Here is an 18,053-nt window from a genome sequence, read left to right as displayed (position 1 = left end):
GTTGCAGCGCTGGGCACTCCAACCATCATTCAATCCCCTGGTTTTTTGGATGACGTGCGTAAGTCTTGATGAGGTTGGTTTGGGATGGTAGACAACGCTCACCAACCGAAACCAACTTCCGTAGGACTTTGCATGCAATGCAAAGTCCTGACGTTATCGATCGCAGTCAGCAGTGTAGCGAAACATTGCCTCAAAAAGGATTCCTAGGCGGAGTTTTTTGATTCGTAGCGGGAAAACTGGGTCAGTATTAGACCTCCTGCACGAATGGTGTTTTGCAGGATGAATCCTTGGCGGTGCTGCGCAAGGATTCATGCAGGAGGGATATTGCTTCCATCTGGGCTGATGAGTGGAGCCGTTGACGAAATCATGTGCTCCAGTGCCGTTTGCAAATCTTGGGTTAATGCAGTCACAGCCTGTTTTGCCGAAGCATGGTCGCGTTCGTAAAGGGGTTGGCGATCGCTCACACAAATGGGGTCTCCCACCGTCACCCGGCTCTGCCGCCACCCGAGCCGAGGCCGAGCCGGTATGCGATCGCCCCGAATGCGCGCAACCACATCAAACATAAGTAGTACCGTTTCGGCAAAGCGCTCAGCAGTTGGTTTTTCCTCAAGATAATCGGCAGTAACCGCGACAAAACTCTCGACCAGCCGCATATGCCGTAGACGAATTGTGGCCTCTTCTGCGCCCCAGTCAGCCAATCCTCGCCGAAATGGAGGCAGCCGCTTCAACGGCGCAGGCAAATCTTCACGATAAATGGCATGCCAACCGGCTTCTTCTAAACGGCGGCAGCGATCGATAATCGTTCCCTGCCCGTTGAGGCCAAAATAAGCTTCGGCCACCTTGAGTGCAGTATCTCGCAAGGCATAGAGCCGCTGAATCACAGGCCTATTGTCAAGATGAGCCGCCCCAACCGATGCATCTTCTAACGGGGGCACAACGGTAACGTGTTGCGGATAGAACCGCTGATAAAACGCTTCCATTTCGGATAGCAAGGAGTTGGCCAAACGCAGCACCCGCTGGTAGCGACCCTCAACCGCATGGGGGGGTGTTGCCAGCGCGGACAGCCCCACATCCTGCTCCATTCGGCTCAAAAGCCGATCGATCTGCGGCCAAATCGGATGGATGTAGTGGTACTGCACACCGATCGGAATGATATATACCTGCTCAGTTCGTCCAGCTTTTTTCAAATCTTCGGCACACCAAAAGCTTAATTGCGCGACTCCTGGCTCTAGGGGGCTGACCACTTCGCTGTGGCCGTTGGTTGCACCTTCGGGGGCGATCGCCAAAGGAAACTGTCCATGCAGCAGCAGGGCGCGGACAGCCCGAATTCCGGCGCGATCGATCCGCTTGCCCCGATGAATGGGAATGCCACCCAGCCGAGAAAACAGCCACCCCAGCCACTTACCCGCCCAAATGGTCATTCCCCGGTCGTACACAAAGTGAGAATGAATGGGCGATCGCAGCGGAATGTGATGCTGCCGAGCGGCTTGGGGAACCGCCCTAGAAAGCAAATACAGCATGGAGAGCGGATCATCCACCTCGGGATGACGAAATGCCAAAATGAAGCGACATTGCCCCGACTGAAACTGGGAATATAGTTTTGCCAAGCCCTCTGCATTCACAACCTCTACACGAGCAATTCCAGTCGGCAACCATCGCCGCAACCGAATGCGCAATAGCACTGGCAATGCAAGCTGCATTGCCATGAGAATCAATCGGTTGAAGCGTTGAGGAATAAATAAAAGACCAGAATAGGCATAATGAGTTGAACGAGGCACAACACTCTATTTCCCTTAAAAATCAATAAACCATTCAACGTATAAAAATTAAATGAACACGACCGTAAAAATAAGCTCTCGACTGTGGATTTGGTCTGTTTCATGGCTCCGCCCAAAGGTTACCCATCAAGCGGTGGAACCGTTCAGCAACCTCATTATCATGAACTGGATAAATCTTCGGCCAAAGGCTTAAGAACTCTACATGTGAATGAGCCTCAAAGCGTTATGAGACTTACACACTTCATCCGAAAAATCAGGGCCTTTAAAGCATCCTCTTAGAGGATGTCTGAGAAGTCAAAAAATAGCCCTCATCCCCCAACCCCTTCTCCCAATTTTGGGAGAAGGGGAGCTGCAAACCCTTTCTCCTCGCCCAAAATTGGGAGAGGGGAACACAAGGGGTGAGGGAAATACACGCAGCTTTAGGCACTTTTCAGACATCCTCTTACACTCCACTACTCTGGCCATTGCCAAAATTTACAGGGAACGGACATGAGCCCATGTTGGCTTTGCGAACTCGTTGGGGGGAAAGGTTCATGATGATGAATGGCGATCGCGGCCATATACTCTGAGGCAGGGCAAAAGAGTTCTATTCCAAATTGCGGTTGGTGTTGTGCTTCTAGGTTCCATTGCATCTGCTGCACTATTCCATCGGCAATCATCACTTCAATCTTTTTCAGATCTTGAATGCCAATTCCTGTCGCTTTCAGCAATGCTTCTTTGCATGTCCAATATTGAAAAAATAGCATTGGCTGTAGGTCAGGCGGCAGTGCTTGAATCGCCACATGCTCTTGATGGGCAAAAAAATGCTGGGTGAGCTGGGACAAGTTTGGAATCGAACGGCAATACTCCACATCAATCCCCACGGGCTGATGTTGGGCGATCGCACACAGCATCAAATCCTGGGAATGAGACACATTAAAGTGCAGCGTTGCTTCCCCATCTGCAACCCATAACTCAGGCTTTCCGGTCGCTCCATAGCGAAACTGAAGCTGGCTGGGTTCTATCTCCAAATATTGCCCCAACAGGCACCTCAAAGCACCCCGTCCAACGATAAAACGGTTGCGATCGCGCTCAAACCGAAATTGCTCTGCCCGCTGGCATTCATCAAGAGAAAGCATGCGAGCAAAGCGCTGAAGCGTTGCACTACCCACACCCAAGTCAACCCGCCAAATGTGAATCGATTCTGCGGGTAACTCCAAACGAATCGGAGGAATTAACCAAGATGGAGTCTTCACTTTCAACATGCAGCCCAAACAAACCAAACTATTCAGACCGAACTATTCAGAATGGCTCTTTCCACGCAAGTTCAGCGCCCACGGGTCTCAGCCACCTGCCCAATCTTACCGACTTTGCAGACTATTTTGCGAAGAAGCCGCTTCCGAATAGCCAAGATTTTGTTAATTTATCCAAGGGTCATAGGGTGTAGAGCAAGGCTGATTTCAGGGCTGTTTGAGGTTGATCGTATTGCAGCTTAAGTGGCGATCATATTGAGCTGGATTGACAGCGGATTAAGCTTGAAGCGCAATTTTGAATTCATATCTCCAGCGTGAAGACATATGCTCTGGCGAAGTTTTACAGTTGAAAGAGAAGATGTTCAACTGGGAGTCGCCTGGGGGTCGTCATGCTGTATCGCACCATGGATGAGAGCCGCATTTGCATTACACAGCCAACCCATGCCTGGGTGTCGGGTCAATTGGCGCAGGCGTGGGGCAACGAGCAATTTGGTGCAGTGGCTCCTCGGCAGGCGGTGTGCTTGGGGGCAGAGCAGCACGATATTGGCTGGGTACCATGGGAAGCAGCACCCACGCTCAACAGAGCGACGGGGTATCCCCACAGCTTTAATGAAGTGGCCCCTGCAATCCATACGCAACTGTGGGCTGGAGCAAAGCACATGGTATTGCCCATGGGACGCTATGCGGCACTGCTGGTTTCCCGCCATGGCACTGGATTGTACGAACGCTTTACCCATTGGAAAAACTCACCGGAATCGACACGTATTGTTGAATCATTTCTGGAACAGGAAAAAGAATTCCAGCAGGAATTGATACAGCAATTACAACAGGATGCCGCTTACGCACGCTACGTGACATCTGAGGCGATCGCCCGCAACCAACAGCTTGTCGCCACATGGGATGCACTTTCCCTCATGATTTGCATGGGAGTGACCCATGAGCGATCATTTGGGCCTGTCCCCACCGCCACAGGCGAAACCACACTCACCCTTGCACCGATCGACCATGACCCAACGCATCTCTCGGTTGAGCCGTGGTGCTTTCAATCGGAAGACGTGACCGTTACGTTTGAAGGGCGTATGCTGACAGAACCCTCTGAAGACGAACAAACCATGCGCGATCGCCTCGCCAAAGCCCCCTGGATTACCCTCACCGTTACCCTTTGTCCCGCCAAGAAATTCCATTGAATCCATGCTGCACATTTCCAACACCGTTTCGATTCCGGATCATGAAATTGACATGACCGCTGTGCGATCGCAGGGGGCTGGTGGACAAAACGTGAACAAAGTCGCCACCGCCATTCATCTGCGGTTTGATATTGTGGCATCATCCTTACCCGAACGCTACAAAGAACGATTGCTGAAATGGAACGATCAACGCATTACCAAAGACGGCGTGATCGTGATCAAAGCCCAAGAGCATCGTCGGCAAGAACAAAATCGAGAAGAGGCCTTACAGCGCTTGCAGGAATTAATCAAAAGCGCGATCGCCATTCCAAAACCGCGCAAAGCCAGTAAACCCACCCGCAGCTCTCAACGAAAACGATTGGAGCGCAAAACTCAGCGCAGCCACATCAAAGCCTTGCGAGGCAAAGTCACCGAGGACTAGAGAGCACAAGACCGCAGCCAACACGGGCAAGGGTTATCTAGCGCTCATGCATCGATTCGCTTATGCAGGAATCCGCTCATGCACAGATTCGCTCATGCAAATACCGAGCGATCGCCTTATCCAACGGAGGCATCAAAATTCCGCGTTCGCTACCCAACGCACTATACGCAGGGCGAACTGCGACCCAATTCAAATCCCTCGCTGGCAAAGCATGAACTTGCGTACTGTCCAATCCGGCCAGCGTTGCCACATCTCGTGCCAGATCAGCCCACGCACTCGCCCCTGCATTGGCCAAATGCCACAGGCCCGATTCGCCATCAATGAGCAAATCCAGCGTTACATTCACCAAATCGGGCACATAGGTTGGCGATACCACCGCATCCGATGCAGCCACAAACGGCTTTCCAGCTTCCAAGGTGCGCAGCGCAATCGTCAAAAAGTTGTAGGCATCCCATGGGCTAAAAAAAGCACTGGTACGAATCACCAACGCATCGGGATGAGCTAGCAACACTTGCTGTTCCGCGATCGCCTTGCTTTGTCCATACACATTGAGCGGGGCAACCTCGTGACTTTCCACATAGGGCGCCGCGCGGTTTCCATCAAAAACCAAATCCGATGAAAACTTCACCATACCAATGTTGCGCTCTGCACAGGCCTGTGCCAAAAGGGTTGCACCTTCGGTATTGATGCGGTAGCACAGGTGGGGTTCGCGCTCGGCATCATCCACCCGCACATAGCCTGTAGCGTTAATCACCGCCCAAGGCCGCAATTCAGCCAGCCCCCGATCAACCGAATCTTTATCGGTAATATCCAGCTCTTGGCGCGACAGCAAATGGTAGGGAATACCACGAATTTCGCAAAAGCGGGCAAACGCTTGTCCTAGCGTTCCCGTTGCCCCCGTAATCAGCAAAGGCCGCATCGATGCATTTGCAGCCTTACCTGGGGTACGGGTTAGCTTCATCTCTGGCGATCGCACAACTTGGTCAGGTTCTGCATCCACCCATCCTCCCGCTTGGGTGGAAAAGCGCACCGGGGGATAGCGCAATCGTTGCGATCGCTGCCACCAACCCGGCAGATCCAGCACGGGATGCGAGTATTCCTGCCCTTTGGTAAACGACTGCACCAAACTGGCCAGAGCCGTTGGGCGAGGTTGGGGCGATCGCACATCAAACACACCCGGCTCATAAAAGCCGTCCTCTCGCGTCACCAGGGTATTCCAGTCGTAGGTTCCCAACAGCGACCAAATGGTTACAGCCCGAAAGTCCACCCCATCCCGGCGCAGCGTTTGTGCCACCTGCCATACCTCCCGGAGCCAGCGCATTTGCTCCTCGCGGGTACAGCCCAAATGAGCCTCAGTAATGGCAATAGGCGTTTGGTAGCGCTCCCATACATCCTTCAACAGGCTCACATGATCGTAAATCCCTTCGGCACATACCCACACCGCTTCCACATCGGCATATTGGTGCTTGCCATTGCCGCCATGGGTATGGGGTGGATAACGATGCACTCGCTCATCAATCAAGCGATCGCCACATACATAGCGATTGATACCAATCAGATCAGGCGGACAGGGATTTTCGGCAAACCACAGCAGTTCGTCCGCTTCCACCCCAATCCACTGCAAGTAGCTCCACATGGGGTGATCGGCATTAACCCGGCCAAATAACAAATCTAGCGACAACCAGCGGCGCCCATTTTCAAACTCGGCCTGATACGCCAACAGCGGCGTACTCAAGATCTTGCCCAAATCTTCCGTTTGCACCAGTTGAGCACGCGGGTTAATTTGACGAATGGCCTGCATGGCCAACACCGTAGCCCGACACTGGTGAATCAGAGCTTTGGCAAAGCTCAAATCATCGCGCCCATGGGGGTACCAATGCCCATATAACCCAGCAAATCGGGCGGTGGTCAGTGGTTCATTGACGGGAGTGTAAGAGTCCACCCAGGGATAGCGCTGCGCGACAGCCGTGGCAAACTGCGCCAACTTGTCGGGAAAGGCCGGATCGATCAGGCTGGTTTCTCGCGGGCCGCTGCCATGGTGCACCAAGCCAACAATAGGCCGAATGCCCAAGTCATCCAAACGCAGCAATCGTTGATCGGCCCATTGCCAGTCGGCTTGCTCTAGCCCATGAGGGGCCACTCGCTCCCACAAAATGGGATAGCGAATTGCCTGAATTTCCAAGGCCGCAAACCGATCGAGGTCGTCCATGCGGGTTGCATGACCGTTGCGCTCAAGCTGATCAAAGTAGCGATCGCCCACACGGTTTACGGTGCATTCAATCCCCCCCCAAACTTCTAGCTTGGGCAACGGCTGCTGATTGGGTAATCGTTGATTTGAAGTCATCCCTGTCCATCGTTGCCGTTTGGCAAATCACGTGTTCTGCCCATCCCAACGACCACCTTAGGTGGAGGTTAGGGACTTGCCATTGGGAGATTCAGCTTTGCCATGATTACCATGATTGGATGCAGATTTGGAGGCGGGCACCGTTCGAGCAGCGGTTGACCGCAGGGGAGACTTGAAGGTGCGATCGCCCATGGCAGGCGCGGTTTTAGGCTGCTTCACAAATCGGTTTTCCTCCGTCGGATGCCAACTCGAACGCTGAGTCAATTGAGCATACACAGCCAATGCCTGCGCCACAACCTGATCCATGTTGTAGTACTTGTACGTTGCCAATCGACCGACAAAATGGACATCAGGTGTGGCATCTGCCAACTCTTTGTACTGTTTGTACAGCTCGGCATTTTCAGGGCGTGGCACCGGGTAGTAGGGATCTCCTTCTGCCTTCGGATATTCGTAAACAACACTGGTTTTGGGATGTTCTTGTCCGGTGAGATATTTGAATTCCGTTACCCGTGTATACAAATGTTCGTTGGGATAGTTAATCACTGCTTGTGGCTGATGCACCACTTCATTCAACGTTTCATGTTTAAAGTCGAGCGATCGGTATGGCAGCTTGCCGTAGCAATAGTCAAAGAAACCATCCACCGGTCCGGTATAAATCATTTCCTTGTAGGGAATGATGTCTTGAATTTCCCGGTAGTCTGTGTTGAGCATGATTTTGATGTTGGGATGGGCCAACATTCTCTCAAACATGCGCGTGTAGCCATGGAGCGGCATCGCCTGATATGTATCGGTAAAGTAGCGATCGTCTCGGTTGGTCCGGGTAGGCACACGGGCAGTGACCGATTTATCCAGGTCTGATGGATCAATTCCCCACTGTTTGCGCGTATAGTTTCGAAAAAACTTCTCGTACAGTTCGCGTCCTACCTTGCTCACCACCACATCTTCAGAGGTGCGAATGCAGTCTTTCGGCTCTGCAACCGACTCTAAAAATTCTGCTAGCTGAAAGGCCGTCAGGTTCAAGCTGTAGAGTTGGTTAATTGTGTCTAAATTAATCGGAATCGGAACCAATTGCCCATCCACACTGGCCAGCACCCGGTGCTCGTAGCGTCGCCAATCGGTAAACCGCGACAAATACTCAAACACATCCCGAGAGTTGGTGTGAAAGATGTGTGGCCCGTACTTATGAATTAAAATTCCATCTTCGTTGTAATAGTCATAGGCGTTACCGCCAATGTGGTTTCGCGTATCCACAATTAATATTTTTTTATTGCTTTGGCTTGCCAAGCGTTCTGCCAGCACACTGCCAGCAAATCCGGCACCAACGATTAAATAGTCGAACATGGGTCTATTCCTCTTGGCAAAGATTTAACTGACCAACGTGTCTGTGTTGGCGTTCGCGGCAACGGTGCGTTGTCCGTCTTGTTGAGCAGATCGGGCAGCAACAGCATCTTGTGACTGGGGTGGACGGGTCGTATTTTGCTGCCGTGTGGCGATTACGTCTTCAATCAATTCATTCATGGCTTGCCACGTGCGATCCCACGATGTTTGGGATAGGAAAGCATCTACCCGGCTGAGCCAATCCGGCGATGTGTGAGTTGGGTCCAGCGCAGTGGCGATCGCATCCACAAACTCAGGTACTGTATTGGCAATGTGAACCAAGTTCTCAGTGCCATAGGGCCGCACCACATCACGAATTGCAGTGGATACAACAGGCTTGCCAGCCGCCAAATATTCTGGTGTTTTGGTAGGGCTAATAAAGCGAGTCGATTCATTGCGCGCGAAGGGCAAAAGCGCAACATCCCACCCTGCCAAATAGTTGGGCAACGCTTGATAGGGCTTGCCGCCTAGGTAATGAATATTGGGCTCGCGGGGCAGGGTTTCGGGATCGATTTTAACAACGGGGCCAATGATGACAAGATGCCAATCTGGACGAGCCTTGGCAATTCCGCGCAACAAGTCCAAATCCATACGCTCATCCACCACCCCATAAAACCCAAGCCGAGGATGGGGAATCGAGGCTTGGTCGGTGGGCTCTGTTGCAATGGCTCTGCCTTGGGCAAAGTGCGCCTTATCAATGCTGCTGGGAAATGCATGCACACTGGAATGTTGGTGTTGTTTGGCTTCGTAGAGGCTGTGCCCCCCGGTAAACACCAGATCTGCCCGCTGAAACAGTTGGGCCTCGCGCGATCGCAGCTGAGGATGCGCCCCCTTAAAAGCCGACAGCTCATCCATGCAATCATACACAACTGCCGACGCATCAAGCTGCTGAGTAAACGGCACCGCCATTGGTGTGTAATACCAAAGAATTGGGGATTGAATTTGAGCTTCGCAAAATAACTGCTCAACAAGCTGCTGTTGACATTGAATCGAGTCTTCTTCGTTTAATCCTATAGGCAAGTAGGGGACAACAACCCATACTCCAGACTCACGCTTGCTAATGTCTAATCGGCAGGTAGTATCAGAACTGGTAAATGGTTCTTCAACAACAAAAACTCTTCGAATTTGAGCACAGCGACTCAACAAATGTTGAGGGCGTTGATACACAAAATCCCATCGCAGATGAGAGAAGCAAACCAGATCTGGAACTCCAGAAGATTTTTTATTGGGGTTTTCAGACCATTGCAGATTAGACATTAACGTACCTTATTCTTGATGAAATTAAATTCTTGAACAACTGTTTTTATGGTTGGAAGTTTAATGTATTCGTCAAATTGAGGACTCCCCAACATCTCAAATGATTAATTCTCAAATGAGTGATAAGAGTTTGCAGGAAGTAGTGAAACCGTCTTTCATGCTCAAACCTTAATCAACCTGGACGAAACTATAAACCTATCCAAAAGAGTAAGTTTCGGCTTGGAAATGGATGGCGATCGCCTTTGGAGGAACAGTTGCAAGCGATCGCAATGATGAATTACGGTTCAGAAACGATCAAAAACAGGCTAAGAAATGTTGCGATGAACTGCTGACTGCTTTCAGACCACCAAGTGAATATCTAAAGAATAGAAGTTTTTATTCTATTAACGATACTTCTTTTGATAGAAGTTCTGCGAATTGCTATAGATATTCGTTCAGCCAAGCAAGTTTATGCTCGTTGAATTCGAGTCTTTCAATGAGATGAATCTTGTAGAGCAGCGATTTGGCAGTTAGGTTATTCTCGATCGAGATCAATCATAAACTTTCATAATACTGACACTTTGAGATAAAGGTAATTAGCCATAGGGTAGAGATAAATTCATTAGATACGAAAGGAACAATTCGATTCTCTTGATATCGAACGTAATATCCAACGTATGATTTACCGCTTCAAGATGGCCGTTTCTTGCAAAAAAATTGGGGCATCATCCCGAACTTAGTTTTTTCCACACAAGGTTTTCGGTTGATGATTCGCGAACCTGCTATCAACCCTCGGTGTTCTTGATAAAGACAATAGACTGGCTGCGCAAATCGCCTTTTGAAGCGTAAAATCGCTGTGCAATGATTTGTCAGGAGGTCTATTCCGTGGCGAATGACTCGGCCCAGGCTACATGATGAACCAGCACGAGCCAAACGGTAGATTCAGAGCGCCATCAGTATACGCCGCACAGCTCCGGTCACGCCAGAATGCAAGCCTCAAGCCTGTTGAGGATGCCATCTCACCGAAACAACAACAGAATCTTGTTCAGCACACCAAGTATGGGCAACTCCTGGGAGCCACAGCGCATAGTCACCTTGGGCGGCAAGCACAATCTCGCCATCGGGAAACTGTAGCCCAAAACGACCCTGCACCAAAATTGACAGCGTAGCGGTGTCTGCGGGGGCAGACCATTCAACCCGGCGATCGCCCTCTGCGTGTACACCCCACTTCACTTCTAGAGCTGTCGTAGAGCGGGGATCATCCAGCGGAGTGATAAACCCTCCCACAAACCAGCCCCGTCGCTGGGCTCCTTCAGTTTGAGCATTTCCAATCAACACATTTGCTGGCATAGCGCACTCTCAAACACAGAATTAGCAGCGCAATTTATCGCAACGATTGTGGTGTCCAGGTTGGCCCATCGCAGCGTGGCCCTTCTGCCGTCCACCTAAGCCGATCAATGCGCATTTGGCGGGCAGTCATTTTGGCATCCCAGGCGTGGTAGACCACATACTCCGTGTGTCCATCAGGGCTTAAAATCATCGAGTTGTGGCCAGGGCCAAGGATTTGACCTGGGCGCGATCGCAACACCCGTGGCCCCGCTTCATTTCCCGCATCGGAGTATGGCCCCATCACCTGATCTGCCACCCCATAGTCCACTCCATAATTTTCCGTTTCCCAGCGACCACCACTGTAAAAGCAATAGTAGCGATCGCCATGTTTGCGCACACATGGGCCTTCGAGCGTATGCCAATCGTAAACGCTACCATACATCGGACGGTTGACCAAAAACCGTTGCCAATCATGCCGAGCGCGCAGCACCGTCTTGGGCTGGTGGGCAAGCTGGGTCATCCTGTGTAGGCGATCAACCACCAGCGCAGTACCCGCACGCACGTTCTCATCCCTATCCAAAAAATCCTGGGCGTAAAATAGATACCACTGCCCGTCATCATCTTGAAAAGGACTGGGATCGATGGCAAATGGGCAAGTGCTGGGATCAATCAAAGGCAGACCCACATCTTCATACGGGCCAAGCGGGTGAGCGCTAGTAGCCACTCGCAATTGATGCCGCTTATCCTGATGCCCCACCGAATAGTACAGGTAAAACAGTCCCTCGCTATAGACAACTTCCGGTGCCCAAAAGTTGTCTCCCAGGGCAGGATCGGGACGTTGCAACGCCTGCCCTGCTTTCATCCAGTTCACCAGATCTCTAGATTGCAGCAGCGGAAAAACATGCGATTGGTCAGCGGCATCAACCTGACCTACGGCCTCGGCTGGTCCCGTGCCGATCGCATAGTAAACATCCTGATACCGCCAAACAAACGGATCGGCAAAGTACTGGGAGTACACGGGGTTGGTATACGTTTGGGCTGCCATTGTAGGTTTAGAATTCCAGCCTAACCGTTGCAGGCTCAAGAATTTAGTACTCAAAATTCGTATACGTTTCGGTTGCCTGGGCCGATAATTGATTCACCGTTTGGCACCGCAACAACTGCTGAAGCTGAGGAGCAAGTTGATTGTAATACGACTCTTCCAGGGTTAAATCTACCTTGTGGGTATGAAGCCAGTGCATCACGTAACCCATCACGATCATGGGTCGGGGGTGGGGGGTGTAGTTTGGGGTGCCTCGGTGCAGTGCAAGGGGCGATCGCACCATCACATCGCCAGGTTGCAGGTAGAACTGCTCCATGGCAATTTCTCCCGCCCGAATTTTGATCAGCGCCTCGTCGCGTGGCATCACATGGGTTCCCCGCGCCATTTCAAACGGGCCATTGTTGGCGTTCACTTCTACCAAGGGAAAGTTCACCGCCAGTGCATATAGCGGCGTCACGATGTGGTCAGTAAATAGCGGACGAAAATCGCGGTGAATTTGTTGATATTCCGAGCCTTGCATGGGAATATCGGCGGCAAGCTGAACGAGCTTGTACTCCTGATAAAACACCCGATTCAGCACATCTAAAATTGTAGGATTCGCAAACACAGCCGGATTCGCAAAGGGGGCTACCCAGGGCAAGGTAATGTAGCCACGAGCGGTGCCCCTAGGCGCAATGCCACCCGGTCGCTGCTGTCGCTCCGCAAATAATGCATCAAAGGCAACCTTCCATTCATCTATCAATGCGCGATCGAATAGGCCACGAATGATGCAAATTCCATCTCGATTTAGGTCGGCTGCCAGTTGATCCAAATCCGCTGGGCTAAACACTGATCGATTGATATGTTGAACCATATTGCCACCCGCTCCAAACGGGGATCTTGAGGCGATATTTCACGTTTCCATCCAGGAAGGGAATAAAGCCCACCTACAGATTTATTCTCCCCATTGATAGATGCACAATGATGACAATTGACTCTTTCTTCAAAAATCTCAATTTCGCTGATAGCAATTTACTAACGGCACAAATTCGTGTCATTCATTCCATCAGAACCCAAAGATTCCTAATTTCCTTGAATTAATTCTGAAAGCGAGAAAGGGGCTGATTCTCTTTAGCAAATGTTGTGAATTCGATCGCATCATGGCTACAGAAAAGGCGGACTTCTTGGCTGCGATCGCGCGATAGTTTACGCAGTCGAGCTTGATTGAACAACCGAGCGTTGCGATCGACTTCCATCATCCATTGATAGGCGCGCAATCCTGGGGTGCAGTGAGGATAATGAGGGCTGATCTCATCGCGGTAGAAATAAGCATCTCCAGCATGCAACAACCACCCATTCGACGTTTGAATGGCAACTCCAGCATGACCGTATGTGTGACCCACTAACGGAATTAACAAAATTTCGGGGGGAAGTCCTTTGAGATCCCGAACAGCCTCAAAACCAAACCAGGGTTCGCCGCCTGCAGTGTAGTGCTGCCAATGTTTCACCTCATTCCACTGTTGGGGACGATACCGCCCGCGGGCAATGATTCCATGGCGATCGCGCGCAGTCTCTTTCTCGCTCTGCATCACATGCACCGTCGCTTCAGGAAAATCCTCCAACCCACCCGCATGATCAAAATCGAGATGGGTCAAAACAATGTGGCGAACATCCTGAGCCGAAAAACCAAGCTGCTCAATTTGAGCGATCGCTGTGTACTTGCGATCGAATTGAATATTGTTGACATGAATGAAAAATGGACTCAATCGAGAATACGGTGACTGAATATCTTGCAGTCCAAATCCTGTATCAACTAGCACAAGGCCCCGATTGGTTTCCACTAACAAACAGTGGCAAACCAAATGAGATACCAAACCAGTGCTAAAGCCATCGAACAGTGCCCCACCAACCGGACACATGCAACCACAGTTGAGATGATGGATGTGCATAATTTTTTCCTATTTTTCGGCTCTTGAAGACCATTGAAAATAGAACACTGCTGGGATGGGTAAGCGAGGTTTCCATCAGGAACAATAAACCGCCAAAACCAGGTTTCCACGCAGGAAAATAAAAGAACAGGCCAATCATCCAACGCCAATTATTAAACGCCCTAAAACTCGTCCGCAAGCCACGAGTTGGCATCCACAATGGGAGTCCACCCGTTGGGCAGCAGCGCTTCATTCAAGTCCGTTTCTCCTGGCATGGGAAATTGCCCCGAGTGAATTTGAACATCGAGTGCGGCAATAAAATCGTGGGCTTCGGCTAGCGCTTGGTAAACTTGCGCTGTTTTGGCAGATAACTGGTTATCAGGGTTCATGCTGGGCTCGCGTCAAAGTAGGGTAGAGACAACGAACAAATTGAAGATTTTAAAGAGATCTCAATACACACCAACAACGGCATGGAATCACAGCATCCAAAAATGAAATTGAAGCGATCGCTGAATTCTTTAGACGATTCATCGGCCAATGAAGTGAAAAGCCGTGTCCAACGACTCGGTTGGGTTTCAAATGTGTGGATTTTTGTTGTTGGAAGTACAGCTCCACCCTACTTGTATAACAAACATCTGAGTGTCTAGCACATCACCAACGGCTAAGGGCGCATCTACAGGTTAGGGAAGTAGACGGTAGGCAAAAGCAGATGGCCCGCCAAACAACGGCTCAAAGCGCTGGTTGAACCCAAGCAACGCCAGCAACGCCGAGATGGAGACGATGATCACCGCCTGCGACAGGTGATGGAACGTTGTATCTGGCCAGATTCCCCTCTAATAGGCCCTTAGCGCATCCCTGCGTCATCCATCATGCCTGCCATCCGTCCGGAGCTGTCTTTGCTGATTGGATATTGATATAGCAGCCAAAAGGAGGATGGGATAGTACCGCGAGGAAGAAGTGATAGCCAGATCTGTCTTAAACAGCACCAAAATTAAGCCAACAGGCGCAAGTGCCTAAGCCATCATGTAATTTACTATCTCGGCAGGGTAATCTGAACCAAACTGGTTAGAGCTTCTACAGAGACAGGACTTACGCAGTTGAATGACGTTTGGGACACTAAGCGCTCCAAACATCATTTCCCCCGGTTCTTCGGATGAAGAGCGTAAGCCCTAGAGATATACCTCAAGATCGCAAGATAGACCTCAGAGAAAACTGGGAATTCTACACTCCAGAAGGAGAATAATAAACCCTATATCGCTACAAAACGTTAATCTATGTTTCTAACTCGTTTTACCAGTTTGGTCTCCATGGGGTTGCTGCTGGGCTTGGTGGGCTGCTCTGGTTCAGCGGTGGATACCAATGCTCAAAGGCCAGCAAAGGAAGAGACTGCGATCGCAACTGAACCCGCCACCAATCCCATTGTTCTGGGCGATATTTCCAACAACCCCACCCGATCGCTCGATGAATTTCAGCCCCTGGCGGATTATCTGGCAGCACAGCTCGCAGAATCTGGCATCGATGGTGCCAAGGTGAAAGTCGCTCCCGATGCCGCCACCATGAGCCAGTGGATGGCCAATGGAGAAGTAGATGTCTTTTTTGACAGCGCCTATCCAGCCCTGCGTTTGGCCGAAGAGGCAGACGCTCAGTTGATCCTGCGCCGATGGAAAGAGGGTGATGCCGAGTACCATTCCATCATTTTTACAATGGCAGATTCCGGCGTTGAATCTCTCCAGGATCTGCCGGGACACCTAGTCGCCTTAGATGCGCCCTACTCCACCTCCGGCTATATGCTGCCGGTCTATCATTTCCTGGAAGAAAATCTGAAGATCACCGAGAAAAACTCCCTCAAATCACCGGTGGCAGCCGACGAAGTTGGCTATATCTTCAGCTACGACGATGAGAACGTTCTGGAATGGGTGCTCAACGGCGATGCCACCGTGGGAGTGGTGGATAATCAGACCTTTGCGGAACTGCCAGAATCCGTCCGGGCTAATATGCGAATTTTGTTCGAGACCGATCCGGTACCGCGCCACATTGCGCTGGTTGCCAGCGATTTAGACCCGGCAGTGGTAAATACTATTACCCAAAGGTTGCTCACGCTCGATCAGGCAGAGGAAGGTAAAGCGATCCTGGAAATTTTTGACGAAACGGCCAAGTTTGATCCCTTTCCTAGCGATGATTACCTGAATCAACTGCAGAAGATGTATATCCGTGTTAGGGCGGTGTCTGAATAGAGCCTTGGAGAAGAGAACACACAGCATCCGGCAGGGAAATTGCGCATGGGCAAACTTTTCTCCCCATCCTTATCAACTAAATTGACCCTAGCGATGACAGCGCTGGTGATCACCTCCGTGACCAGCCTGACCCTAGTGTTGCTACACCGAGAGCGGCAGCAGTTGCGCCAGGAGCTAGAACATCAAGCCACCATGATTTTGAATACACTGGTGGCCTCGTCTCGGGATGATTTCTACGCCCGCGACTTCGATGCAATTGAAGTCATGATGGAGCAGTTGCAGCAGGAGCTTAATCAAGGCAAGCTGCTAACGGCGGGCAGAGCCTATCAGGAAGATGGCCGACTGGTTTCCGATGTTTACGAACCAGACGTGAAAATCTACAGTTTGGAGGTAGACCCGTGGGGAAAAACCCTATTGCAAAGCCCCACCATCATCTTTGAATGGCGATCAAATCAATTGCTGGCGGGGCAGGTGGTACGCGCTGGAGATGAGTCTCTAGGGGCAATCAGCATTGGGCTTTCTACGGCCCCTTTGCAGGCTCAACTGGCGACGACTCGTCAATACGGCCTGGGACTGGCCCTAGTGGCGGGGCTAGTGGGCACAGGCTTGGCGCGGTTAATTAGTCGTTCCATCACTGGGCCATTGAAAACCCTGACCCAGGCAACCCACAGGATGGCGGCGGGAGAACTCAATCAAGCGATTCAAGTTACCAGTCAAGATGAGTTGGCAGTGCTGACCCAAGCCTTTAACCACATGACCCAGCAGGTGCAGTGCTCCATTCAAAGGCTAGAGGAGCAGCAGGCAAAGCTGCGGTTGAGCGAAGCCCAGGCATCCGAAAAGGCAGCCGCCCTAGAACAAGCGTTGCAGGAATTGCGGCTTACCCAGGGCCAACTAGTGCAAAACGAAAAGATGGCTAGCCTAGGGCAACTTGTCGCTGGGATCGCCCATGAAATTAACAATCCTGTCAGCTTCATTGCTGGCAATATCCAACCGGCCCAGCGGTATGCAGAGGATTTGTTAGCGCTCATCGAGCTATATGTTGCGGAATATGCAACTCCCTCCAAAAAGATTCAGGCCCTATCAGAAACCATTGATCTAAAGTTTTTAATGGAGGACTTTCCCCGTCTGCTTCACTCGTTGCAGGTGGGCAGTGAACGTATTACAGGCATTGTCAAGTCGCTGAAAACCTTTTCTCGCCTAGACGAAACCGACAAGAAACCGACTGATTTGCAGGCCGCGTTGGATAGCACCCTGATGATTTTGCATAACCGCCTCAAGGCCACATCCAATCGGCCAGAGATTGAGGTGATTAAACAGGACAACCCCTTGCCCAAGGTGACCTGCTGTGGTGGCTCAATCAATCAGGTGTTTATGAATATTCTGGTGAATGCGATTGATGCCCTGGAGGAACACTGCGAGAAACAATTTGAGGAGAGTTCCTGGAGCCCCCAAATTACCCTTACCAACGAAGTTTTTAGCAACGCAGTGGTAATTGTGATTGCTGACAATGGACCGGGAATTTTGCCGGGAGTGCGCGAGAAATTGTTCGATCCTTTTTTCACCACAAAGCCCGTGGGCAAGGGAACGGGGCTGGGCCTGTCAATCAGCTACAAAATTATTGTGGAACAGCATCACGGTAGCCTGGACTGTCTGTCTGAACTGGGGAAAGGGACTAAGTTTGTGATTAAACTGCCGTTGAGCTAGGGGGCGCTAACGTGTCCTCGCCAACATAATTAAGTCGGCTTGGCGAGAAGTCGAGCGAGGCAATAGCCCAAACTGGTCAAAATCGAACCGGGAGCCAATGAGTGCTGCAAATTCGATAAAGCAACAAGCTGTGCCATAGAGCAACGGCCACAAGCTCAACAGTTTTGCCCAGTTGTACAAATCATCAACCGTGGTCAAAATTATATTTTCGGGCAGTTGCCTTGTCACTTAGGGAGCGTTGTAGGCGGAACTAATCTCGCCT

The 18,053-nt window shown here is 50.9% G+C and carries 14 protein-coding genes and 1 pseudogene; 4 read left to right on the top strand and 11 right to left on the bottom strand.

All coding sequences use genetic code 11. From position 1 onward, the window contains the following. Nucleotides 1-308 precede the first annotated feature (308 nt). Both ACQ4M4_RS05720 and ACQ4M4_RS05715 read right to left on the bottom strand, forming a co-directional pair. Entirely contained in the window at nt 309-1,778 is a 1,470-nt protein-coding gene (locus ACQ4M4_RS05720; protein ID WP_430683509.1) for a lysophospholipid acyltransferase family protein, read from the bottom strand. A 452-nt stretch (nt 1,779-2,230) separates the two neighbouring features. Continuing rightward, on the bottom strand, nt 2,231-3,022 hold the full coding sequence (locus ACQ4M4_RS05715) for a 4'-phosphopantetheinyl transferase family protein (protein ID WP_430683508.1): 792 nt from the start codon (nt 3,020-3,022) through the stop codon (nt 2,231-2,233). Nucleotides 3,023-3,399: 377 nt separating this feature from the next. On the opposite strand from ACQ4M4_RS05715, the gene ACQ4M4_RS05710 reads away from it, so the two are divergent. Beyond that, nucleotides 3,400-4,197: a DUF3891 family protein gene (locus ACQ4M4_RS05710; RefSeq protein ID WP_430683507.1), complete on the top strand. Its 798-nt coding sequence runs from the start codon at nt 3,400-3,402 to the stop codon at nt 4,195-4,197. Nucleotides 4,198-4,201: 4 nt separating this feature from the next. Continuing rightward, on the top strand, nt 4,202-4,618 hold the full coding sequence (arfB, locus tag ACQ4M4_RS05705; RefSeq protein ID WP_430683506.1) for an alternative ribosome rescue aminoacyl-tRNA hydrolase ArfB: 417 nt from the start codon (nt 4,202-4,204) through the stop codon (nt 4,616-4,618). A 76-nt stretch (nt 4,619-4,694) separates the two neighbouring features. Here the strand turns inward: arfB and ACQ4M4_RS05700 are convergent, their stop codons facing one another. The 8 genes from ACQ4M4_RS05700 to ACQ4M4_RS05665 all read right to left on the bottom strand — a co-directional run bounded on the left by ACQ4M4_RS05700 (nt 4,695) and on the right by ACQ4M4_RS05665 (nt 14,242). Then, a complete protein-coding gene (locus tag ACQ4M4_RS05700; RefSeq protein ID WP_430683505.1) occupies nt 4,695-6,962 on the bottom strand; it encodes a family 1 glycosylhydrolase in 2,268 nt (755 codons plus the stop codon). Nucleotides 6,963-7,019: 57 nt separating this feature from the next. Then, entirely contained in the window at nt 7,020-8,303 is a 1,284-nt protein-coding gene (gene glf, locus ACQ4M4_RS05695; protein WP_430683504.1) for a UDP-galactopyranose mutase, read from the bottom strand. Between the two features lie 24 nt (nt 8,304-8,327). Then, nucleotides 8,328-9,596, bottom strand: a complete 1,269-nt coding sequence (locus ACQ4M4_RS05690; RefSeq protein WP_430683503.1) for a glycosyltransferase family 1 protein — start codon at nt 9,594-9,596, stop codon at nt 8,328-8,330. A gap of 975 nt (nt 9,597-10,571) precedes the next feature. Continuing rightward, nucleotides 10,572-10,925 carry a hypothetical protein gene (locus ACQ4M4_RS05685; protein ID WP_430683502.1) on the bottom strand — a complete coding sequence of 118 codons (354 nt, stop codon included), beginning with the start codon at nt 10,923-10,925 and terminating at the stop codon, nt 10,572-10,574. Nucleotides 10,926-10,959: 34 nt separating this feature from the next. Beyond that, on the bottom strand, nt 10,960-11,949 hold the full coding sequence (locus ACQ4M4_RS05680; protein ID WP_430683501.1) for a glycoside hydrolase family 43 protein: 990 nt from the start codon (nt 11,947-11,949) through the stop codon (nt 10,960-10,962). A gap of 43 nt (nt 11,950-11,992) precedes the next feature. Further along, nucleotides 11,993-12,799, bottom strand: a complete 807-nt coding sequence (locus ACQ4M4_RS05675) for a phytanoyl-CoA dioxygenase family protein (RefSeq protein WP_430683500.1) — start codon at nt 12,797-12,799, stop codon at nt 11,993-11,995. A 223-nt stretch (nt 12,800-13,022) separates the two neighbouring features. Further along, nucleotides 13,023-13,844: an MBL fold metallo-hydrolase gene (locus ACQ4M4_RS05670; protein WP_430683499.1), complete on the bottom strand. Its 822-nt coding sequence runs from the start codon at nt 13,842-13,844 to the stop codon at nt 13,023-13,025. 191 nt (nt 13,845-14,035) lie between these two features. Then, entirely contained in the window at nt 14,036-14,242 is a 207-nt protein-coding gene (locus tag ACQ4M4_RS05665) for a hypothetical protein (RefSeq protein ID WP_430683498.1), read from the bottom strand. 885 nt (nt 14,243-15,127) lie between these two features. On the opposite strand from ACQ4M4_RS05665, the gene ACQ4M4_RS05660 reads away from it, so the two are divergent. Both ACQ4M4_RS05660 and ACQ4M4_RS05655 read left to right on the top strand, forming a co-directional pair. Then, a complete protein-coding gene (locus ACQ4M4_RS05660) occupies nt 15,128-16,087 on the top strand; it encodes a phosphate/phosphite/phosphonate ABC transporter substrate-binding protein (protein WP_430683497.1) in 960 nt (319 codons plus the stop codon). A gap of 93 nt (nt 16,088-16,180) precedes the next feature. Further along, nucleotides 16,181-17,791: an ATP-binding protein gene (locus ACQ4M4_RS05655; protein ID WP_430683496.1), complete on the top strand. Its 1,611-nt coding sequence runs from the start codon at nt 16,181-16,183 to the stop codon at nt 17,789-17,791. Nucleotides 17,792-17,803: 12 nt separating this feature from the next. Here ACQ4M4_RS05655 and ACQ4M4_RS05650 read toward each other — a convergent pair. Next, nucleotides 17,804-18,019, bottom strand: a pseudogene (locus ACQ4M4_RS05650) (NADH-quinone oxidoreductase subunit B); the annotation flags it as partial. Nucleotides 18,020-18,053 lie beyond the last annotated feature (34 nt).

This window comes from Leptolyngbya sp. AN02str (genome assembly GCF_050565595.1).
Taxonomy (GTDB): Bacteria; Cyanobacteriota; Cyanobacteriia; order Elainellales; family Elainellaceae; genus Kaiparowitsia.
This window is presented reverse-complemented; position numbering and strand designations above follow the sequence as displayed.

Excerpts from the sequence above, each read along its gene's own strand:
- ACQ4M4_RS05715 (WP_430683508.1), bottom strand. The coding sequence starts at position 3,022 with ATGTTGAAAGTGAAGACTCCATCTTGGTTAATTCCTCCGATTCGTTTG.
- ACQ4M4_RS05710 (WP_430683507.1), top strand. The coding sequence starts at position 3,400 with ATGCTGTATCGCACCATGGATGAGAGCCGCATTTGCATTACACAGCCA.
- arfB (WP_430683506.1), top strand. The coding sequence starts at position 4,202 with ATGCTGCACATTTCCAACACCGTTTCGATTCCGGATCATGAAATTGAC.
- ACQ4M4_RS05700 (WP_430683505.1), bottom strand. The coding sequence starts at position 6,962 with ATGACTTCAAATCAACGATTACCCAATCAGCAGCCGTTGCCCAAGCTA.
- glf (WP_430683504.1), bottom strand. The coding sequence starts at position 8,303 with ATGTTCGACTATTTAATCGTTGGTGCCGGATTTGCTGGCAGTGTGCTG.
- ACQ4M4_RS05690 (WP_430683503.1), bottom strand. The coding sequence starts at position 9,596 with ATGTCTAATCTGCAATGGTCTGAAAACCCCAATAAAAAATCTTCTGGA.
- ACQ4M4_RS05685 (WP_430683502.1), bottom strand. The coding sequence starts at position 10,925 with ATGCCAGCAAATGTGTTGATTGGAAATGCTCAAACTGAAGGAGCCCAG.
- ACQ4M4_RS05680 (WP_430683501.1), bottom strand. The coding sequence starts at position 11,949 with ATGGCAGCCCAAACGTATACCAACCCCGTGTACTCCCAGTACTTTGCC.
- ACQ4M4_RS05675 (WP_430683500.1), bottom strand. The coding sequence starts at position 12,799 with ATGGTTCAACATATCAATCGATCAGTGTTTAGCCCAGCGGATTTGGAT.
- ACQ4M4_RS05670 (WP_430683499.1), bottom strand. The coding sequence starts at position 13,844 with ATGTGTCCGGTTGGTGGGGCACTGTTCGATGGCTTTAGCACTGGTTTG.
- ACQ4M4_RS05665 (WP_430683498.1), bottom strand. The coding sequence starts at position 14,242 with ATGAACCCTGATAACCAGTTATCTGCCAAAACAGCGCAAGTTTACCAA.
- ACQ4M4_RS05660 (WP_430683497.1), top strand. The coding sequence starts at position 15,128 with ATGTTTCTAACTCGTTTTACCAGTTTGGTCTCCATGGGGTTGCTGCTG.
- ACQ4M4_RS05655 (WP_430683496.1), top strand. The coding sequence starts at position 16,181 with ATGACAGCGCTGGTGATCACCTCCGTGACCAGCCTGACCCTAGTGTTG.